The sequence below is a fragment of the Streptomyces sp. NBC_01390 genome (assembly GCF_045040105.1).
Taxonomy (GTDB): Bacteria; Actinomycetota; Actinomycetes; order Streptomycetales; family Streptomycetaceae; genus Streptomyces.
Genome location: NZ_CP109551.1, coordinates 7,786,643 through 7,802,801, shown reverse-complemented (window position 1 = coordinate 7,802,801; position 16,159 = coordinate 7,786,643). Strand labels below are relative to the sequence as shown.

The following is a 16,159-nucleotide window of genomic DNA, read 5'->3' as shown; positions in this document are numbered from 1 at the left end:
CCGGGGTCACTAATCTTGCGCCATGACAACGGCTTTGATTACGGGATCCACCGCGGGTATCGGCGCCGCGTTCGCGCGGCGGCTGGCGGCCGACGGCCACAACCTCGTCCTGGTGGCGCGCGATGCCAAACGGCTCGGCGAGCAGGCGACCGAACTGCACGACCGGCACGGCATCGAGGCGGAGGTACTGAGCGCCGACCTCGCGACGGACGTCGGCATCGAGGCGGTGGCCGCACGCCTCGGGGACCGCAAGAACCCCGTCGACCTGCTGGTCAACAACGCCGGCTTCGGTAACAAGGGCCGCTATCTCGACGTCTCGATGGCGGACGAGCTGCGGATGCTCAAGGTGCACTGCGAGGCGGTGCTGCGGCTGACCAGCGCCGCGGCCGAGGCCATGCGGGAGCGGGGACGCGGGGGTGTCGTCAATGTGGCGTCCGTCGCCGCGTTCGTGCCGCGCGGTACGTACGGGGCATCGAAGGCCTGGGTCGTGCAGTTCACGCAGGGGGCGGCGAAGGATCTGGCGGGGAGCGGGGTGCGGCTGATGGCGCTGGCTCCCGGTTTCGTGCGTACGGAGTTCCATGAGCGGGCCGGGATGGGGACGGACAACATCCCGAACTGGATGTGGCTGGACGCGGACAAGCTGGTCGCGGCGGCGCTCGCCGATCTGGCCCGGGGCAAGTCGCTGTCGATCCCGGACCCGCGCTACAAGGCGCTGATGGGCGTGGTGAAGGTGACGCCGCGGGCACTGCTCGGCGGGATCTCGTCGAAGACGGGGCGGAAGTACGGGCCTCAGTGACGCGTTTACGGGCCGGCGTGAAGGAGGTGGTGCCGCGACTCCGGTGGGAGTATGGAGAGAGGTACCGGACCCAGGGGGGCCGGAGGCGGCGCCATGACATTCGTACAGCTGATTGACTGCAAGACCAGTCGGTTCGACGAGATGAACCGGTTGATGGACACCTGGGTCGAGCAGACCCAGGGCAAGCGGAGCGCGACGCACACCCTGATCGGCAAGGATCTCTCGGACTCGTCGCACTTCGTCGAGATCGTGGAGTTCCCGTCGTACGAGGAGGCGATGCGGAACTCGAACCTTCCGGAGACGGACCGGATCTTCCGGGAGATGGTCGCCCTGTGCGACGAGATGCCGACGTTCACGGATCTGGACGTGGTGCGGGACGAGCAGTTGTGCGCGGACGCCTCGCGGCGCTTCTTCGAGGTGGTCGCCACCCGCGGTGAACTGCCCCCGCTCAACGACCTTTTCGTGGAGAGCTACCACGACCACGATCCGTCCAACGAGCAGGATGCCATCGGGCTGGACGCGGCCCGGCGCGAGATGCAGATGTGGCGTGAGGGCTTCGACTTCGCGTTCACCATTCACGACCAGATCGCCCAGGGCGACCGGGTCTGCACCCGCTGGACGTGGAGCGGGACCCAGCGCGGCGACTTCCTCGGGATTCCCAGCAGTGGCAGGCAGGCGTCGATGACGGGTACGACCATCCACCGGTTCGACGCTGACGGGAAGATCGTCGAGGGCTGGTGGGAGTACGACCGGCTGGGGCTGATGGGGCAACTGGGAGCGCTCGACTCCCTGGAGCAGTAGTCACTCCCCGGAGGAGGAGAGAGCATCGGACCGCCCGCGAAGGGAGAAACCCCCCGTTCCAGCCAGGAACGGGGGGTTTCTTCGTGCCGTGTGAGCTGTTGGCTCAGTGGGCGTGGCCGTGACCGCCGGCCGCGGCCGGCTCTTCCTCTTCCTTCTTCTCGACGACCAGGGTCTCGGTCGTGAGGAGGAGGGAGGCGATCGAGGCCGCGTTCTCCAGGGCGGAGCGGGTGACCTTGACCGGGTCGATGACACCGGACTTGACCAGGTCGCCGTACTCGCCGGTGGCGGCGTTGAAGCCCTGACCCTTGTCGAGCTCGGCGACCTTGGAGGTGATGACGTAACCCTCCAGGCCGGCGTTCTCGGCGATCCAGCGCAGCGGCTCGACGGCGGCCTTGCGGACGACCGCGACACCCGTCGCCTCGTCGCCGGTCTTGCCGAGGTTGCCCTCGAGGATCTTCACGGCGTGCACGAGCGCGGAGCCACCGCCGGAGACGATGCCCTCCTCGACCGCGGCGCGGGTCGCGGAGATCGCGTCCTCGAGACGGTGCTTCTTCTCCTTCAGCTCCACCTCGGTGGCGGCGCCGACCTTGATCACGCACACGCCGCCGGCCAGCTTCGCGAGGCGCTCCTGGAGCTTCTCGCGGTCCCAGTCGGAGTCCGTGTTCTCGATCTCGGCCTTGATCTGGTTCACGCGGCCGGCCACGGCACCCTTGTCGCCGCCACCGTCGACGATGACCGTGTCGTCCTTCGAGATGGTGACGCGGCGGGCGGTGCCCAGCACGTCGAGGCCGACCTGGTCGAGCTTGAGGCCGACCTCCTCGGCGATGACCTCGGCGCCGGTGAGCGCGGCCATGTCGCCGAGCATCGCCTTGCGACGGTCACCGAAGCCGGGGGCCTTGACCGCGACCGCGTTGAAGGTGCCGCGGATCTTGTTCACGACCAGGGTCGACAGGGCCTCGCCCTCGACGTCCTCGGCGATGATCAGCAGCGGCTTGGAGGAGTTGGTCTGGATGACCTTCTCCAGCAGCGGCAGCAGGTCCTGGATGGAGGCGATCTTGCCCTGGTGGATCAGGATGTACGGGTCGTCGAGGACGGCCTCCATACGCTCCTGGTCGGACACCATGTACGGGGACAGGTAGCCCTTGTCGAAGGCCATGCCCTCGGTGAAGTCGAGCTCCAGGCCGAAGGTGTTGGACTCCTCGACGGTGATGACACCGTCCTTGCCGACCTTGTCCATCGCCTCGGCGATGAGCTCGCCGACCTGCGTGTCCTGCGCGGAGAGCGCGGCCACGGCGGCGATGTCGGACTTCTCCTCGATCGGGCGGGCGGTCGCGAGGAGTTCCTCGGACACAGCCTTGACCGCCGCGTCGATGCCCTTCTTCAGGGCGGCCGGGGAGGCGCCGGCGGCGACGTTCTTCAGGCCCTCGCGGACGAGCGCCTGGGCCAGCACGGTGGCGGTGGTCGTACCGTCACCCGCGATGTCGTTGGTCTTGGTCGCCACCTCCTTCACCAGCTGGGCGCCGAGGTTCTCGAACGGGTCGTCGAGCTCGACCTCGCGGGCGATGGTGACGCCGTCGTTGGTGATGGTGGGGGCGCCGAACTTCTTGTCGATGACGACGTTGCGGCCCTTGGGGCCGATCGTCACCTTCACCGTGTCGGCAAGCTTGTTGACGCCGCGCTCAAGGGCGCGACGGGCGTCCTCGTCGAACTTCAGGATCTTCGCCATGGGAGCGGTTCAGCCCTCTCGGAAATGTGGGTGAAACGAACTGCGCCCCCAGCACCCGGCTTGTTGAGAGTCGCGGGGGCCAGGGGCGCAGTTCACTGCAATGCTGGTAATGCTGATTAATCCGGGTGAATTACTTCTCGACGATCGCGAGCACGTCGCGAGCCGAGAGGACGAGGTACTCCTCGCCGTTGTACTTCACTTCGGTGCCGCCGTACTTGCTGTACAGCACGATGTCGCCGGTCTTCACGTCGAGCGGCAGGCGCTCGCCGTTCTCGAAGCGGCCCGGGCCAACTGCCAGGACGACGCCCTCCTGGGGCTTCTCCTTGGCGGTGTCCGGGATGACCAGGCCAGAGGCCGTGGTCTGCTCGGCTTCGAGCGGCTGGACCACAATGCGGTCCTCGAGCGGCTTGATGGCAACCTTGGAGCTGGTGGTCGTCACGATCCGACCTCCCCCTTCGGAGATCTCACGGGGTTAACTGTCTGAGGTGGCGACCAGGTGGATCCGTCGTCGCGGGTGCCGGACCTGCCCGTCGCTGTTGGCACTCTCCAGGGGGGAGTGCCAGAACTGAGACTATGACTGCGATTAGCACTCGGTCAAGCGGAGTGCCAATGTCTCCGACGGTTTGGCGGGCGGGGGGTCGGTGATCCTGGGGTCCGGTGAGGTGCTGGTCGTTGGTGTGAGCGCCGGTTTCTGGGGGCTCTGCCCCCAGGCCCCCGTGGTCGCGCTGGACGCGCTCGTCCTCAAACGCCGGACGGGCTGAAGGGTCGCCGGGCGTTCGGAAAGTGCTCGGGTCAGAGGTAGTCCTCCAGGCGGCCCACGCTCAGGCCTCTCCTCTGCACCTCCCGGAGGAGCTGCAGGGTCCGTTCGACCAGGGGTGGGGCGTTCAGGTCGTCGTCGGGGCCTACCAGGGCGATGGTGCCCGGTCCCAGTGGCTGCTCCCCCGGGGTCCACAGCACCAGCGTCGAGGCCCCGCAGTCCGAGGCCGCTCTCAGGGTGGTCGTGTCGTAGGTGCCGTAGGGCGGGCGGAAGAGGCGGGGGCGGAGGCCGAAGCGTGCGCGGAGGCTGTCCTGCTGGCCGCAGATCTCGGCGCGCTGGCCGGCGTACGGCAGGCCCCGTAGGGACTGGTGGTCCAGGGTGTGGTTCTGGATGCTCGCGCCGACCTCGCGCAGGCGGGCGAAGTGGGCGTAGCCCGGGCCCACGACTCTCGACGTGAGGAACATGCTGACCGGGAGGCGCAGTTCGCGGACCAGGTCGACGAAGCGGGGGTCGCGTTCGGCGCCGTCGTCGTAGGTGAGGAAGACGACCTTGTCGTGGGTCGGGACGCGGTCGACGACCGGGGGGAGGCCGGGGCCTGCTGTGCGGATCCTGCGTGGGTGCGTGGACGGGGGCGGGGCCAGGCGCACGGGGGACGACAGGCCCCAGCGGCGGTACGCCTGCGCGTCGGTGGTCGGGGAGGAGTGTGTGCGGCTCTGGTGGGCCGCTTGGGCCGCTTTTCTGCCCAGGCGTTCGATGGGGGCCACGGACTGGGCGCAACCCGTGGACGTTGTCGCCAGGAGCGCGGCGGCGAGTGCGGCGGCGGCCAGCGGGCGCACGGTCACAGGTAGTCCTCAAGACGGGCCACCGCGTATCCCTTGGCGGTGACGAGTTTCATGAAGCGGCGGACCATGTCGGGCATCGTGCCCTTCCCGTCGTCCCTGCCCCGGAAGTGGCTGAGGACGATGTCCCCGGGGTGGAGGTCCCGGTCGCCTTCCCGGTAGTCCCAGTGGTCGGCGAAGACCTCCTCGTTCCACAGGGGGACGTACTTCACTCCGCACGACTTCGCCGCGCGCAGACTGTCCTGGTCGTAGTTGCCGTACGGCGGGCGGAAGAGGGCGGGGCGGGTGCCGTAGCGCTTGGTGATCACTTCCTGCATGCCGCAGATCTCGGTCCGCTGCTGTTCGTAGGAGAGGGCCGGCAGGTAGCGGTGGCGGAGGGTGTGGTTGTTGAGTACGACACCCCGGTCGCGCATCTTCCTGAAGTAGCCGTAGTCCTCCTTGACCAGGTAGTCGCTGAGGAAGGCGGTGTACGGGATCTTCAGTTCGCTCATCATCCGCAGGAACGCCGGGTCCTTCTCGGCGCCGTCGTCGATGGTGAGGAAGACGACCTTGTCGCGGGTGGGGATCGTGGTGAAGACGGGTGGCAGGCCGCGTTTCTCGTGGTCGTCCACCTCGAAGCCCTTGCGGGTGGTGAGTCTCGGTTTGTGGGTGGGGGGCGTGGGTGCGGTCAGCGGGGGCCCGGCCAGGCCCCAGCGCTTGGCCGTGGCGACCCGGGTGGCGGCGGAGCGGCCCAGGTTCTGGGCGTACGCGTCGAGGGCGCGCGCCGGGGGTGCGTGGAGGCGCAGTTCCTGGCCCGGGGCGGGGTGGGTGCTCTTCGGCGGGGCGGCTCCTTCCGTGCAGCCCGAGGCGAGCGCGGCCAAGGCGAGCGCGACGATCCCGGCACGGGCCACTGACCGCTTTTTGTAATTTTGTCCTACTGTTCGCATGGTGCCGGATCTTCCCAGCGCGGGACCCGGGAACGCGGCCGACACCGCCGCCGGAAGCACGTCGTCCACCGGCTGGCCCACAATGACCCGGTGAACGACCTCGCCGCACCCCTCTCCGCCTTCGCCGCCCTGCTCACCCCGGTGGGCCGCGCCCTCCTCGACGAGGTGCGCGGTACCGAGCCGGCCCGTGAGCTGGCCGTCGCCACCCGGCTGCGCCGCGAGCACCCCGCCGAACTGGTCTCGGCGGCGCTCGGTCAGGAGCGCCTGCGGCAGCGGGCGGTGGCGAAGTTCGGCGCCGAGGACGCCGGGCGGATGTTCTTCACGCCCAACGGGGTCGAGCAGTCGACTCGGGCGAGCGTGGCCGCGTACCGAGCGGGGCGGTTCGCGGAGTTGGACGTGACCTCCGTCGCCGACCTGTGCTGCGGGATCGGCGGCGACGCGCTCGCGCTCGCCCGGGCCGGCATCCGTGTCCTCGCCGTGGACCGGGATCCGCTCACGGCCGCCGTCGCGCGCGCGAACGTCGAGGCGCTGGGGATCGGGGATCTGGTGGAGGTGCGGGAGGCCGATGTCACTGACGTGGACACGGCCTCGTACGACGCCGTGTTCGTCGATCCCGCACGGCGCGGGGGGCGCGGGCGGATCTTCGATCCCGAGGCCTACTCGCCGCCGCTTTCGTGGGCCGTGGAGGCGGCGCGGAAGGCTCCGCTGGCCGCGCTGAAGATCGCTCCCGGTGTGCCGCACGAGACGGTTCCCGCCGACGCCGGGGCCGAGTGGATCTCGGACGGCGGGGATGTGAAGGAAGCGGTGCTGTGGTTCGGGACCGAGCCCGGGGTCGTTCGGGCAACTCTGCTGCCCGGGCCGCGTGTTCTGGTCGGGCGGGGGCTGCCGGATCCTCAGGTGCGTCCGGTGGGGCGGTACTTGTACGAGCCCGACGGTGCCGTCATCCGGGCGCATCTGGTGGCGGAGGTGGCCGAGGAGGTCGGCGGAGGGCTCGTCGACGAGACGATCGCCTATGTGACGGCGGATGAGCTGCGGGACACTCCGTACGCCTCCGCCTATGAGATCACCGATCAACTGCCTTTCGGGGTGAAGAAGTTGAAGGCTCTGCTGCGGCAGCGGGAGGTCGGGTCGCTGACCGTGAAGAAGCGGGGGTCGGCGGTCGAGCCCGAGGAACTCCGCAGGATGGTGAAGCCTCGGGGGGCCAATTCCGCGACGGTTTTTCTTACTCGGGTGGCGGGGGCGCCGGCGATGCTGGTGGGGCATCCCATGCGGTGAGCTCCGCTGGTTGAGCGGGCTTTTTGGCTGCCGGCCCGGTGGGGGCTTGTCGCGCAGTTCCTCGCGCCCCCAGGGGCGCCCCTACGGGGTCCATTTTTGCGCTCGGGTTTGTAGCAAGTGCCGTTCTCGTTCGTTCTGGGTTAGTTCTGACGCTCTTAGGAATTCTGCTGCTGCCTCCTCTGTGCGGCCCAGGCGGAGGAGGAGGTCGCCTCGGACGCTGGGGAGCAAGTGGTAGTCCCGCAGGGCCGGTTCGGTTGTCAGGGTGTCGATGATCCGGAGGGCGGCGGCCGGGCCCTCGGCCATCGAGACCGCCACCGCTCGGTTCAACTCCACCACCGGGGACGGGGACCGTACGGCCAGGGCCGCGTACAGGGCGGCGATGCGGGGCCAGTCCGTGGCTTCGTAGGAGTCGGCGTGGGCGTGGCAGGCGGCGATGGTGGCCTGGAGGACGTACGGGCCCGGGCCTGATGTCGTGGTCGTGGCACCGGCCGCTTCGGCTCGGGCCAGGGCCGTGAAGCCTCGGGCGATCAGCATGCGGTTCCAGCGGGAACGGTTCTGGTCCTTGAGGAGCACCGGCTCGCCGGTCGGGCCCGTGCGGGCCGCCGATCGGGACGCCTGTAGCTCCAACAGGGCCGTCAGCGCGTGCACTTCGGGTTCCTTGGGCATCAGGGCCGACAGCACGCGGGCGAGCCGCAGAGCGTCCTCACAGAGGGCGGGGCGAAGCCAGTCGTCGCCGGCTGTGGCCGCGTAACCCTCGTTGAAGATCAGGTAGATGACCTCCAGGACCGAGCCGAGTCGGGCCTCGCGCTGTGGGCCGTAGGGGACCTCGAAGGCGACGTTCTTCGTCGCGAGCGTTCGTTTGGCGCGGACGATGCGCTGGGCGACCGTCGCCTCGGGGACCAGGAAGGCGCGGGCGATCTCGGGGGTGGTGAGGCCGCCGAGGAGGCGGAGGGTGAGGGCGATACGGGCCTCGGCGGACAGCACCGGGTGACAGGCGGTGAAGACGAGGCGCAGCAGGTCGTCGTCGATGTCGTCGGGGGCGGACGGCTCCACCGGCGGGGTGGTCGTCTCCAGGGTCCGGCCGATCTCCGCCAGCTTGCGGGCGTACGTCTCGCGGCGGCGGACCAGGTCGATCGCGCGGTGCTTGGCGGTGGCCATGAGCCAGGCGCCCGGGTTGTCGGGGACGCCGTCGCGGGGCCACTGTTCGAGAGCGGCGACCAGGGCGTCCTGGGCCAGTTCCTCGGCGATGCCTATGTCCCGGACGGTGCGGGTGACGGCCGCGATGATGCGGGGGGATTCGAGGCGGAAGACCGTCTCGACGGATCGCTCGGTCACGGAGTCGGAGGTGGGCTGCTGGGTCACAGCCCACCATCAGACACCGTCGGCGGCGATCGGCCAAGGAAGCCGGCGGGGCGCCCCCGGGGGGGGCTCCGCTCAGCCCTCCGCGATCTCCCGCACCTCGCAGGTGACCGTCCAGTGCTCCTCGTGGACCTTCAGGAAGCGCTTGGTCCACTCCAGGGCCTCGGCCTTGTCCTTGCACTGCATGATCGCGTAGCCGCCGACGATCTCCTTGGACTCGGTGAAGGGGCCGTCGGTGACGGAGAGCTTGCCGTCCTGCCAGTGCACACGGGTGCCCTGTGCAGTGGGGGTGAGGCCGGCGGTGTCGAGCATCACGCCGGCCTTGGTGATCTCCTCGATCAGCTCGCCCATGCGCTGCATCAGCTCGGGGCTGGGGCCCTCGGCGGGGGCGGTGGCTTCGTCGATCTTCACGAGGGAGAGGTAGCGGGGCATCGTGTTCCTCCTTGGGCGGGGCCCGGTTCCTTTCCGGGCTCTCACCTGTGCGTCGAACGGGGAGGGCCGGGATCGACACTGCTGCGGAAGTTTCTTCGAGAAGTTTTTCCCGAAGGCGTTTTCGCAGCTCAGAGGCTTCCACTCAAGGCTACAAGGCGATCAGCGCAAGGTCGCCCACAGTTCTGCCGCCTCCGGCTCCTGGGCGACCACCCGGTTGGCGTCGGACGCCGCCGGCACCACCGGCATCGTCACCGTCGTCAGCTCGTCCGCCGACAGGCCCTGCACGCTCTGGCCCAGGCTCGACAGCTTGCTGAGCGAGTTCAGGCCGGTGTCCGTGGTCAGACTGGCCGTGGCCACGTCGGCGACCTTGTACAGCTTGGCCGGGCTGGTCAGCAGGTTCGTCGAGGAGATCTGCTGGAGGAGGGCCTTGACCAGTTTCTGCTGGAGACCTATTCGGCCCAGGTCGCTGCCGTCGCCTATGCCGTGCCGGGTGCGGGCCAGTGCGAGGGCCCGGGTGCCGTCGAGGTGGTGTTCGCCCGCCGCCAGGTCGAGGTGGCTGTCGACGTCGTGGATGTCCTCGTCCGTCGTCACCGTGACGCCGCCGAGCGCGTCCACCAGGTCCGCGAAGCCGGCGAAGTCGACCTCCAGATAGTGGTCCATGCGGACGTTCGTCATCGCCTCCACGGTCTTGACCGCGCAGACCGGGCCGCCGACCGAGTACGCCGTGTTGAACATGACGCGGTACGCCTCCGCCGTCGAACCCCCGTCCGACAGGGGGCAGGACGGGCGTGTGACCAGCGTGTCGCGCGGGATGCTCACGATCGTCGCCTTCGTGCGGCCCGCGTCCAGGTGGACGACCATCGCGGTGTCGGACCGCGCGCCCTCGCTGCTGCCGCCGCCGAGTGCCTGGTTCCGCTTGCCGCTGCGCGAGTCCGAGCCCAGGACCAGGATGTTCAGCGCCTCGCTCGGCAGGGGTGTCGCCGAGGCGGACGCTCCTGCCGAGGGCAGCGACCGCGTCTTCGCCGGGCGGTCGTCGCCGAGCGCGCTGTCGATGTCGACGCTCTTGATGTTGTCGTTCAGATGCCAGTAGGCGTAGCCCGCGACCCCGGCGGCGAGCACCAGGGTGCCGGCCAGGGTGAAGCCGACGGCCTTCATCCAGCGCGAGGACCGCCGGCCCGTCTGCCGGCCCACCTGTCTTTCCGCGCCCCCGTCGTCGCCCGACGTCTGTTCCTCGTCTCCCGCCACAGGGAGGAACGTACGTCCGAATTATTACGAGCAGGGGCGCATGCCCGGCATTCTTCGGAAAATCTCACACTTCTCAGCCCGGGATCACCCTTCGACCAGGGCCTCAGCCCAGCGTGACCGTCGGTACGGCGTTGCTCCCGCTCCATGTCCCGTTGAAGCCGAAGCTCACCGAGCCGCCGCTCGGCACCGTGCCGTTGTACGAGGCGTTCACGCAGGTCACGGCCGCTCCCGCCTGGGTGCAGGTCGCGTTCCAGGCCTGGGTGATCTGCTGACCCGCGCCGTACGTCCAGCTCACCTTCCACGACGACAGCGAGCGGCCCGCGGAACAGGCGATCGTCACCTGTCCGGTGAACCCGGTGTTCCACTGACTCGGGACGCTGTACGTCGCCGTGCAGCCCTCCGTCGACGGGGTGTCGCCGAACGACTGGGCGATGGCGTAGTACGCCGGTTTCGGCACGAAGCTCTCGGTGTACGGGGTCGCCGCGCCGTATCCGTCGAACACGTCCGGGATCCACGAGTCGGAGTCGGTGAAGCCCCAGACGGTCACGCCGACGCACCTGGTCACGGCCACACAGGCGCCCATGACGGCCTTGTAGTCGGCCGCCTGCTGGGTCAACCTGGCATCCGTGGCAGGCAGTTGCATACGGATGTCGAGTTCTGTGATCGCCACGTCGACGCCCAGATCGGCGAACCGCTGGATGTTCTGCTGGAGGGTCGAGGGGTACTGACCGAGGATCAGATGAGCCTGCAGGCCCACTCCGTCGATCGGGATCCCGCGCTCCTTCAGGGACTTGACCAGGTTGTAGAGGGCCGTGCTCTTCGCGTTGACGCCCTCGACGTTGTAGTCGTTGATGTAGAGCTTCGCCGTCGGGTCGGCCGCCCGCGCCCAGGTCAGGGCCTGCGCGATGTAGTCGGTGCCGAGGTTGTTCGACCAGAGCGTCGAGCGGTAGGTGCCGTCCTCGTTGAAGGGCTCGTTCACCACGTCCCAGGCCGCCAACTTGCCCTTGTAGCGGGTGACTTCGGTGGTGATGTGGTCCTGGAGGACGGTGCTGAGCTGGGCCGGCGTCCAGGTGCCGTTCGCCAGCCAGCCGGGGTTCTGGCTGTGCCAGACCAGGGTGTGGCCGCGTACCTGCTGGTTGTGGGCCTGGGCGAAGGCGACGATCTGGTCGGCCTCGGTCCAGTTGTAGGTGCCTCGGGTGGGCTCCACCGACTCCCACTTCATGGCGTTGCCGGGGGTGAGCGAGTTGAACTGGGCGCCGGCGAGGTCGCCGTATGTGCCGGTGAGTTTGGAGCCGGTGACGGCTGTGCCTATGACTTTGCCCTTGGTGGTGGCGAGGTCGCGCAGTGGGGGATCTGCCGCGGTTGCCGTGCCGGCGAGGCCTAGGAGGAGCGTGGCGGTGGTGGCGACGCCGGTGAGGAGGGTCAGCAGGCGGGGTCGTAAGACTGCTTTGTCAGCTGTTCTGGAGGGGCTCATTGCGGGTGCCTCCGAAAGTTTCGGTTGTTCAACCGATTGACTTCGGAGCAGTGTGGGGGGACTTGCGTCGCTCGTCAATACAGTTGTGCCACTAGGAGACCGGTGCTTCACCTGCGGGTCCGTCGTGGCTGGTCGCGCAGTTCCCCGCGCCCCTTTGGGGCGCCGGCGGCGCACCCGTGCTGTTGCGTACCACCAGGCTTGTTGCCAGTTCGACTCTTGTTGCTCCTGAGGTGCCGTCCTCGCGGCCGAGGTTCAGGACCAGCTTGGCTGCCGTTTCTGCCATTTCCATCAGGGGCTGGCGGACGGTCGTCAGTGGGGGGCCGACCCAGCGGGCGATCGGCAGGTCGTCGAAGCCGACGACGCTGAGGTCCTCGGGGATGCGCAGACCGAGTTCGCGGGCGGCCTCGTACAGGCCGAGGGCCTGGAGGTCGTTGCCGGCGAAGACGGCGGTCGGGCGGTCCGGGGAGCGCAGGAGTTCGAGGCCGGCGCGGTAGCCCGTCTCGTGGTGGAAGTCGCCCACCTTGATGAGGGCGGGCTCGACCGGCAGGCCGGCCGTCTCCAGCGCGGCGCGGTAGCCGTCGACGCGGGCGCGGCTGCACATCATCCGGGAGGGGCCGCTGATCGCCGCGATGCGGGTGTGGCCCAGTTCGACGAGGTGGCGGGTGGCAGCCAGGCCGCCCTGCCAGTTGGTCGCACCGACCGAGGGCACGTCGTCGCCGGGGTCGCCCGCCGGGTCCATCACCACGAACGGGATGGAACGGCTGGTCAGCAGCGCCCGCTGGGACTCGTCGAGGCCCGAGAGGACGAGGATCACGCCGTGCGGGCGGCGCGCCGCGACCTGGTCGGCCCAGGTGCGGCCCGGGGTGAGGCGGCCCGCGCTCTCGGAGAGGACGACGCTCAGCCCCTCCTCCCGCGCCGCGTTCTCCACACCCCGGATGACCTCCATCGCCCACGCGCTCTCGAACTCGTGGAAGACCAGGTCGATCAGCGGGGAGCGGGTCGCCTCGGCGCGGCGGCGACGGTAGCCGTAGGCCCGCAGCAGGTCCTCGACGCGGGTCCGGGTCGCGGGGGCGACATCGGCACGACCGTTGAGCACCTTCGAAACAGTCGGAGCGGAGACGCCTGCCTCGCGGGCGATCTCGGCGAGCGTCGCGGTCTGCGTGGACTGCGGTGTCGGCTGCGTTTCAGCGGGTTTCGAGGGTCTCATGGCGGCGATCGTATCCCTGCGCGACCTCTTGACGAAGACCCTGTCCCACCATAAGTTCCCGGAACATTCGAAGTACCACCCGAAAGATTCGTACAGAGACTCATTCAGGTTTCGTTCAGAACATTCGCGAGAGGTGCTGTCATGGAGTCGAACAGAGGGCGGTCCGCCCGGCCCACCGGTACGGCGTTCAGCAGGCGCTGGGTGCTCGGCGCCGGCGCGTCCGCCCTGCTCACCACCGGCCTCAGCGCCTGCGGCTCGGGTGAGGGTTCGGGCGGTGGCGGGGACACGGTCACCGCGTTCGTGTACGGGGACGACGCCGTGAAGGTCCAGGCCGCGGCTGTCGCGCGGTTCAACAAGTCGGCCGCCAGCAAGACGGCCAAGGGCAAGGTCAAGCTGGAGAAGATCCCGGGCTCGGACTACTCGGCGAAGCTGCGCACGGCGATGGGCTCGCCCAGCGCCCCGGACGTCTTCTTCAACTGGGGCGGCGGCTCCATCAAGGCGTACCAGGAGGCCGACAAGATCGTCGACCTGACCGACGTCATCGAGAACGACCCGGTGCTGAAGAACGGCTTCCTGCCCTCCGTGCTCGCCGCCGGTGATCTGGGGGGCCGGCACTACGGGATACCGATGCGCGGTATGCAGCCGGTGATCCTCTTCTACAACAAGACGGTGTTCGCCGAGCAGAAGCTCCAACCGCCCACCACCTGGGACGAGTTGCTCGCCGCCAACGCCAAGCTGAAGAAGGCGGGGATCACCCCCTTCGCCCTCGGCGGCTCCGACCTCTGGCCCGAACTGATGTGGCTGGAGTACCTGGTGGACCGTATCGGCGGCCCCGAGGTCTTCAAGCGCATCCAGAACGGCGACGCGGAGGGCTGGGGCGACCCGGCGGTCCTCAAGGCCGCCGAGATGGTGAAGGAACTCATCGACGACGGCGCCTTCGGCTCCAAGTTCACCTCCGTGTCGTACGTCAACGGCGGCGCTCCGGCGGTGTTCGCCAAGGGCAAGGCGGCGATGCATCTGATGGGCTCGTGGGAGTACTCGACGCAGCTCGGCAAGTTCCCCGACTTCGCCAAGTCGAACCTGGGCTGGGCGGCCTTCCCGAAGGTCGAGGACGGCGTCGGCGACGTCCGCAACGTCGTCGGCAACCCCACCAACTACTGGTCGATCAACCCCCGTACGCAGAACAAGGACGCGGCGATCGCCTTCCTCAAGGACTGTGCGTCCGAGGCGTACGCGAAGGACCTGGTCGCCCTCGGCGACGTACCGACCACCTCGAACGCGGCGGCGCTGCTGTCCTCCGCACCCAACCCTCAGTACGCGAAGTTCCAGTACGAGATGGTCCAGCAGGCGCCCGCGTTCACGCTCTCCTGGGACCAGGCGCTCGGCGACGAGCTGGGCACGAAGATGCACACGGAGATCGGGAAGCTCTTCACGGGCAAGTCGTCGCCCAGTGAGTTCGTGTCGGCCTGCAAGGAGCTGAAGTGAGCTCGACGGTCACTTCCGGGGGCGGCCGGGCCGTGAAGCGGGCCGGGCGGCCGACTGCCGTCTGGGCGCTCCCCGCGGTCCTCTTCTTCACCTTCTTCGCGGTCGTCCCGATGGGCCTCGCCTTCTATCTCTCCTTCACCAAGTGGGACGGCCTCGGCGACCCGAAGCCGGTGGGTCTGGCCAACTGGCAGAAGCTGCTGGACGATCCGCGGCTGACGCAGTCGCTGTGGCTCACCGTCCTGCTGACGGCGGCGAGTTGGGCGTTCCAGACGGTCGTGGCGCTGCTGCTCGGGGTGTGGGCGGCGGGGCGGCAGCGCAACCGGGCGGTGCTCTCGGCGATCTTCTTCGTCCCGTTCCTGCTCTCCTCGACCGCCATCTCGGTCCTCTTCTACGCCCTGCTCGACCCGAACTTCGGCATCATCCAGAAGGACACCCTCGGCTCGTCCAGCGGCGCGTTCCTCGCGATCGTGTTCGTCGGCGGCTGGCAGTTCATCCCGTTCCACACGCTGATCTACCAGGGCGGGGCCCGCCAGATCCCCGAGGTCCTCTATCAGGCGGCGGCGATCGACGGCGCGGGCCGCTACCGCCAGTTCTTCTCGATCACGCTGCCGCAGCTACGGCACACGATCACCACGTCGACCGTGCTGATCGTCGTCGGCTCGCTCACGTACTTCGAGACCGTCCTGATCCTGACGAAGGGCGGCCCGGGCACGGACACGGCGATCCTGCCGTACCTGATGTACGAGGCGGGCTTCAAGTCGTACGACTTCGGCTACGCGAGCGCCATCGCGTCCGCGCTCGTGCTGGCCGCGACCGGCCTGTCCCTGGTCCTCATCCGGCTGACCGGCTTCGGCGGCATGCGCAGTACGCGTGAAGGGATGTGACGGAGTGTCACACGACACGCTTCCTCGTCCCACGACGACCGACAAGCGCCCGGACCGGCCGCGGACCGACGCCCACCGTCGGCGCAGGCACTGGTCGAGGCGCGCCAACCCGTTGGCGGGTCTGGGTTCGATCATCTGGCTGGTGATCGTCCTCGTCCCGATCTACGCCATGCTGTCGGCCTCGCTCACCGGACCCGACAAGGCGCTCACCGGCAACCCCCTGAAGCCGCCCACCGATCCGACCCTCGACAACTACAACACCGTTCTCCACTCCGGCTTCTGGCATCTGCTGAGCAACACGGTGATCGTCGCGGTCACGGTCGTGGTCATCGTCATCGGGCTCTGCGTCCCGCTGGCGTACGTGGCCGTGCGCACCCGCACCCGCTGGTCGGGGGCGGCCTTCCGGCTGTTCCTGCTCGGGGTGGCGATCCCGGCCCAGGCGGTGGTGGTCCCGCTCTATCTCCTCATCGCCAAACTCGACCTGTACGACAGCCTGTTGGCGGTGATCCTGCCGACGGCGGCCTTCGCGATGCCGGTCTCGGTGCTGGTCCTCACCGGCACTCTGCGGGACATCTCGGAGGACCTGTACGAGGCGATGGCCCTCGACGGCGCCTCCCCCGTCCGCATGCTGTTCCAGCTGACCGTCCCCCTGGCCAAGGGCGGCATCAGTACCGTCGTGATCTACGCGGCCCTGCAGGCCTGGAACGGCTTCCTCTTCCCCCTGATCTTCACCCAGTCCGACGAACCCCGCGTGCTCACCCTCGGCCTCTTCAACTTCGTGAGCCAGTTCGGTGTGAACATCCCCGCCCTGCTCGCGTCGGTCGTCCTCTCGGGCATCCCGATCTTCGCCGTCTATCTGGTGGCCCGGCGGGCGCTGATCGGTGGCCTGATGGGTGTGGGCGGCAAATGAGCACGGGCGCCGACGCAGACACCGAACTCACAGACTCTGACAG

General features: G+C 68.8%; 15 protein-coding genes. 6 read left to right on the top strand and 9 right to left on the bottom strand.

Annotated features, from left to right (window positions below; translation table 11 throughout):
* Positions 1–22: 22 nt before the first annotated feature.
* Both OG241_RS35215 and OG241_RS35210 read left to right on the top strand, forming a co-directional pair.
* Complete coding sequence (locus tag OG241_RS35215) at positions 23–796, top strand: SDR family NAD(P)-dependent oxidoreductase (protein ID WP_405821179.1); 774 nt, start codon at positions 23–25, stop codon at positions 794–796.
* A 93-nt stretch (positions 797–889) separates the two neighbouring features.
* Positions 890–1,597 carry an ester cyclase gene (locus OG241_RS35210; protein WP_405821177.1) on the top strand — a complete coding sequence of 236 codons (708 nt, stop codon included), beginning with the start codon at positions 890–892 and terminating at the stop codon, positions 1,595–1,597.
* Positions 1,598–1,700: 103 nt separating this feature from the next.
* On the opposite strand, the gene groL is transcribed toward OG241_RS35210, so the two are convergent.
* The 4 genes from groL to OG241_RS35190 all read right to left on the bottom strand — a co-directional run bounded on the left by groL (position 1,701) and on the right by OG241_RS35190 (position 5,845).
* Positions 1,701–3,323, bottom strand: coding sequence for a chaperonin GroEL (gene groL / locus OG241_RS35205; RefSeq protein ID WP_405821175.1), 1,623 nt, complete (start codon positions 3,321–3,323; stop codon positions 1,701–1,703).
* Between the two features lie 130 nt (positions 3,324–3,453).
* Positions 3,454–3,762, bottom strand: coding sequence for a co-chaperone GroES (gene groES, locus OG241_RS35200; protein WP_006377800.1), 309 nt, complete (start codon positions 3,760–3,762; stop codon positions 3,454–3,456).
* 353 nt (positions 3,763–4,115) lie between these two features.
* Entirely contained in the window at positions 4,116–4,922 is an 807-nt protein-coding gene (locus OG241_RS35195) for a polysaccharide deacetylase family protein (RefSeq protein ID WP_405821173.1), read from the bottom strand.
* Complete coding sequence (locus OG241_RS35190; RefSeq protein ID WP_405826588.1) at positions 4,919–5,845, bottom strand: polysaccharide deacetylase family protein; 927 nt, start codon at positions 5,843–5,845, stop codon at positions 4,919–4,921. Before OG241_RS35190 ends, OG241_RS35195 begins: the two co-directional genes overlap by 4 nt.
* A gap of 90 nt (positions 5,846–5,935) precedes the next feature.
* On the opposite strand from OG241_RS35190, the gene OG241_RS35185 reads away from it, so the two are divergent.
* Positions 5,936–7,120: a THUMP-like domain-containing protein gene (locus OG241_RS35185; RefSeq protein WP_405821171.1), complete on the top strand. Its 1,185-nt coding sequence runs from the start codon at positions 5,936–5,938 to the stop codon at positions 7,118–7,120.
* An 81-nt stretch (positions 7,121–7,201) separates the two neighbouring features.
* Here OG241_RS35185 and OG241_RS35180 read toward each other — a convergent pair whose 3' ends face one another.
* The 5 genes from OG241_RS35180 to OG241_RS35160 form a co-directional block, all read right to left on the bottom strand.
* Complete coding sequence (locus OG241_RS35180; RefSeq protein WP_405821170.1) at positions 7,202–8,482, bottom strand: RNA polymerase sigma factor; 1,281 nt, start codon at positions 8,480–8,482, stop codon at positions 7,202–7,204.
* Positions 8,483–8,554: 72 nt separating this feature from the next.
* A complete protein-coding gene (locus OG241_RS35175; RefSeq protein WP_319092515.1) occupies positions 8,555–8,911 on the bottom strand; it encodes a YciI family protein in 357 nt (118 codons plus the stop codon).
* Between the two features lie 159 nt (positions 8,912–9,070).
* A complete protein-coding gene (locus OG241_RS35170) occupies positions 9,071–10,156 on the bottom strand; it encodes an LCP family protein (protein ID WP_405821167.1) in 1,086 nt (361 codons plus the stop codon).
* 103 nt (positions 10,157–10,259) lie between these two features.
* Complete coding sequence (locus OG241_RS35165; RefSeq protein WP_405821165.1) at positions 10,260–11,630, bottom strand: endo-1,4-beta-xylanase; 1,371 nt, start codon at positions 11,628–11,630, stop codon at positions 10,260–10,262.
* Between the two features lie 91 nt (positions 11,631–11,721).
* Positions 11,722–12,837 carry a LacI family DNA-binding transcriptional regulator gene (locus tag OG241_RS35160; RefSeq protein ID WP_405821163.1) on the bottom strand — a complete coding sequence of 372 codons (1,116 nt, stop codon included), beginning with the start codon at positions 12,835–12,837 and terminating at the stop codon, positions 11,722–11,724.
* Positions 12,838–12,978: 141 nt separating this feature from the next.
* Here OG241_RS35160 and OG241_RS35155 point away from each other — a divergent pair, with 141 nt between their 5' ends.
* The 3 genes from OG241_RS35155 to OG241_RS35145 are packed head-to-tail and all read left to right on the top strand — an operon-like array spanning position 12,979 to position 16,116.
* Positions 12,979–14,322, top strand: a complete 1,344-nt coding sequence (locus OG241_RS35155) for an ABC transporter substrate-binding protein (RefSeq protein ID WP_405821162.1) — start codon at positions 12,979–12,981, stop codon at positions 14,320–14,322.
* A complete protein-coding gene (locus tag OG241_RS35150) occupies positions 14,319–15,206 on the top strand; it encodes a carbohydrate ABC transporter permease (RefSeq protein WP_405821160.1) in 888 nt (295 codons plus the stop codon). The genes OG241_RS35155 and OG241_RS35150 overlap by 4 nt, the downstream gene beginning before the upstream one ends.
* A gap of 4 nt (positions 15,207–15,210) precedes the next feature.
* A complete protein-coding gene (locus tag OG241_RS35145; RefSeq protein ID WP_405821158.1) occupies positions 15,211–16,116 on the top strand; it encodes a carbohydrate ABC transporter permease in 906 nt (301 codons plus the stop codon).
* Positions 16,117–16,159 lie beyond the last annotated feature (43 nt).

Coding starts and splice junctions, on each gene's coding strand:
- OG241_RS35215 (WP_405821179.1), top strand. CDS start 23: ATGACAACGGCTTTGATTACGGGATCCACCGCGGGTATCGGCGCCGCG.
- OG241_RS35210 (WP_405821177.1), top strand. CDS start 890: ATGACATTCGTACAGCTGATTGACTGCAAGACCAGTCGGTTCGACGAG.
- groL (WP_405821175.1), bottom strand. CDS start 3,323: ATGGCGAAGATCCTGAAGTTCGACGAGGACGCCCGTCGCGCCCTTGAG.
- OG241_RS35190 (WP_405826588.1), bottom strand. CDS start 5,845: ATGCGAACAGTAGGACAAAATTACAAAAAGCGGTCAGTGGCCCGTGCC.
- OG241_RS35175 (WP_319092515.1), bottom strand. CDS start 8,911: ATGCCCCGCTACCTCTCCCTCGTGAAGATCGACGAAGCCACCGCCCCC.
- OG241_RS35165 (WP_405821165.1), bottom strand. CDS start 11,630: ATGAGCCCCTCCAGAACAGCTGACAAAGCAGTCTTACGACCCCGCCTG.
- OG241_RS35160 (WP_405821163.1), bottom strand. CDS start 12,837: ATGAGACCCTCGAAACCCGCTGAAACGCAGCCGACACCGCAGTCCACG.
- OG241_RS35155 (WP_405821162.1), top strand. CDS start 12,979: ATGGAGTCGAACAGAGGGCGGTCCGCCCGGCCCACCGGTACGGCGTTC.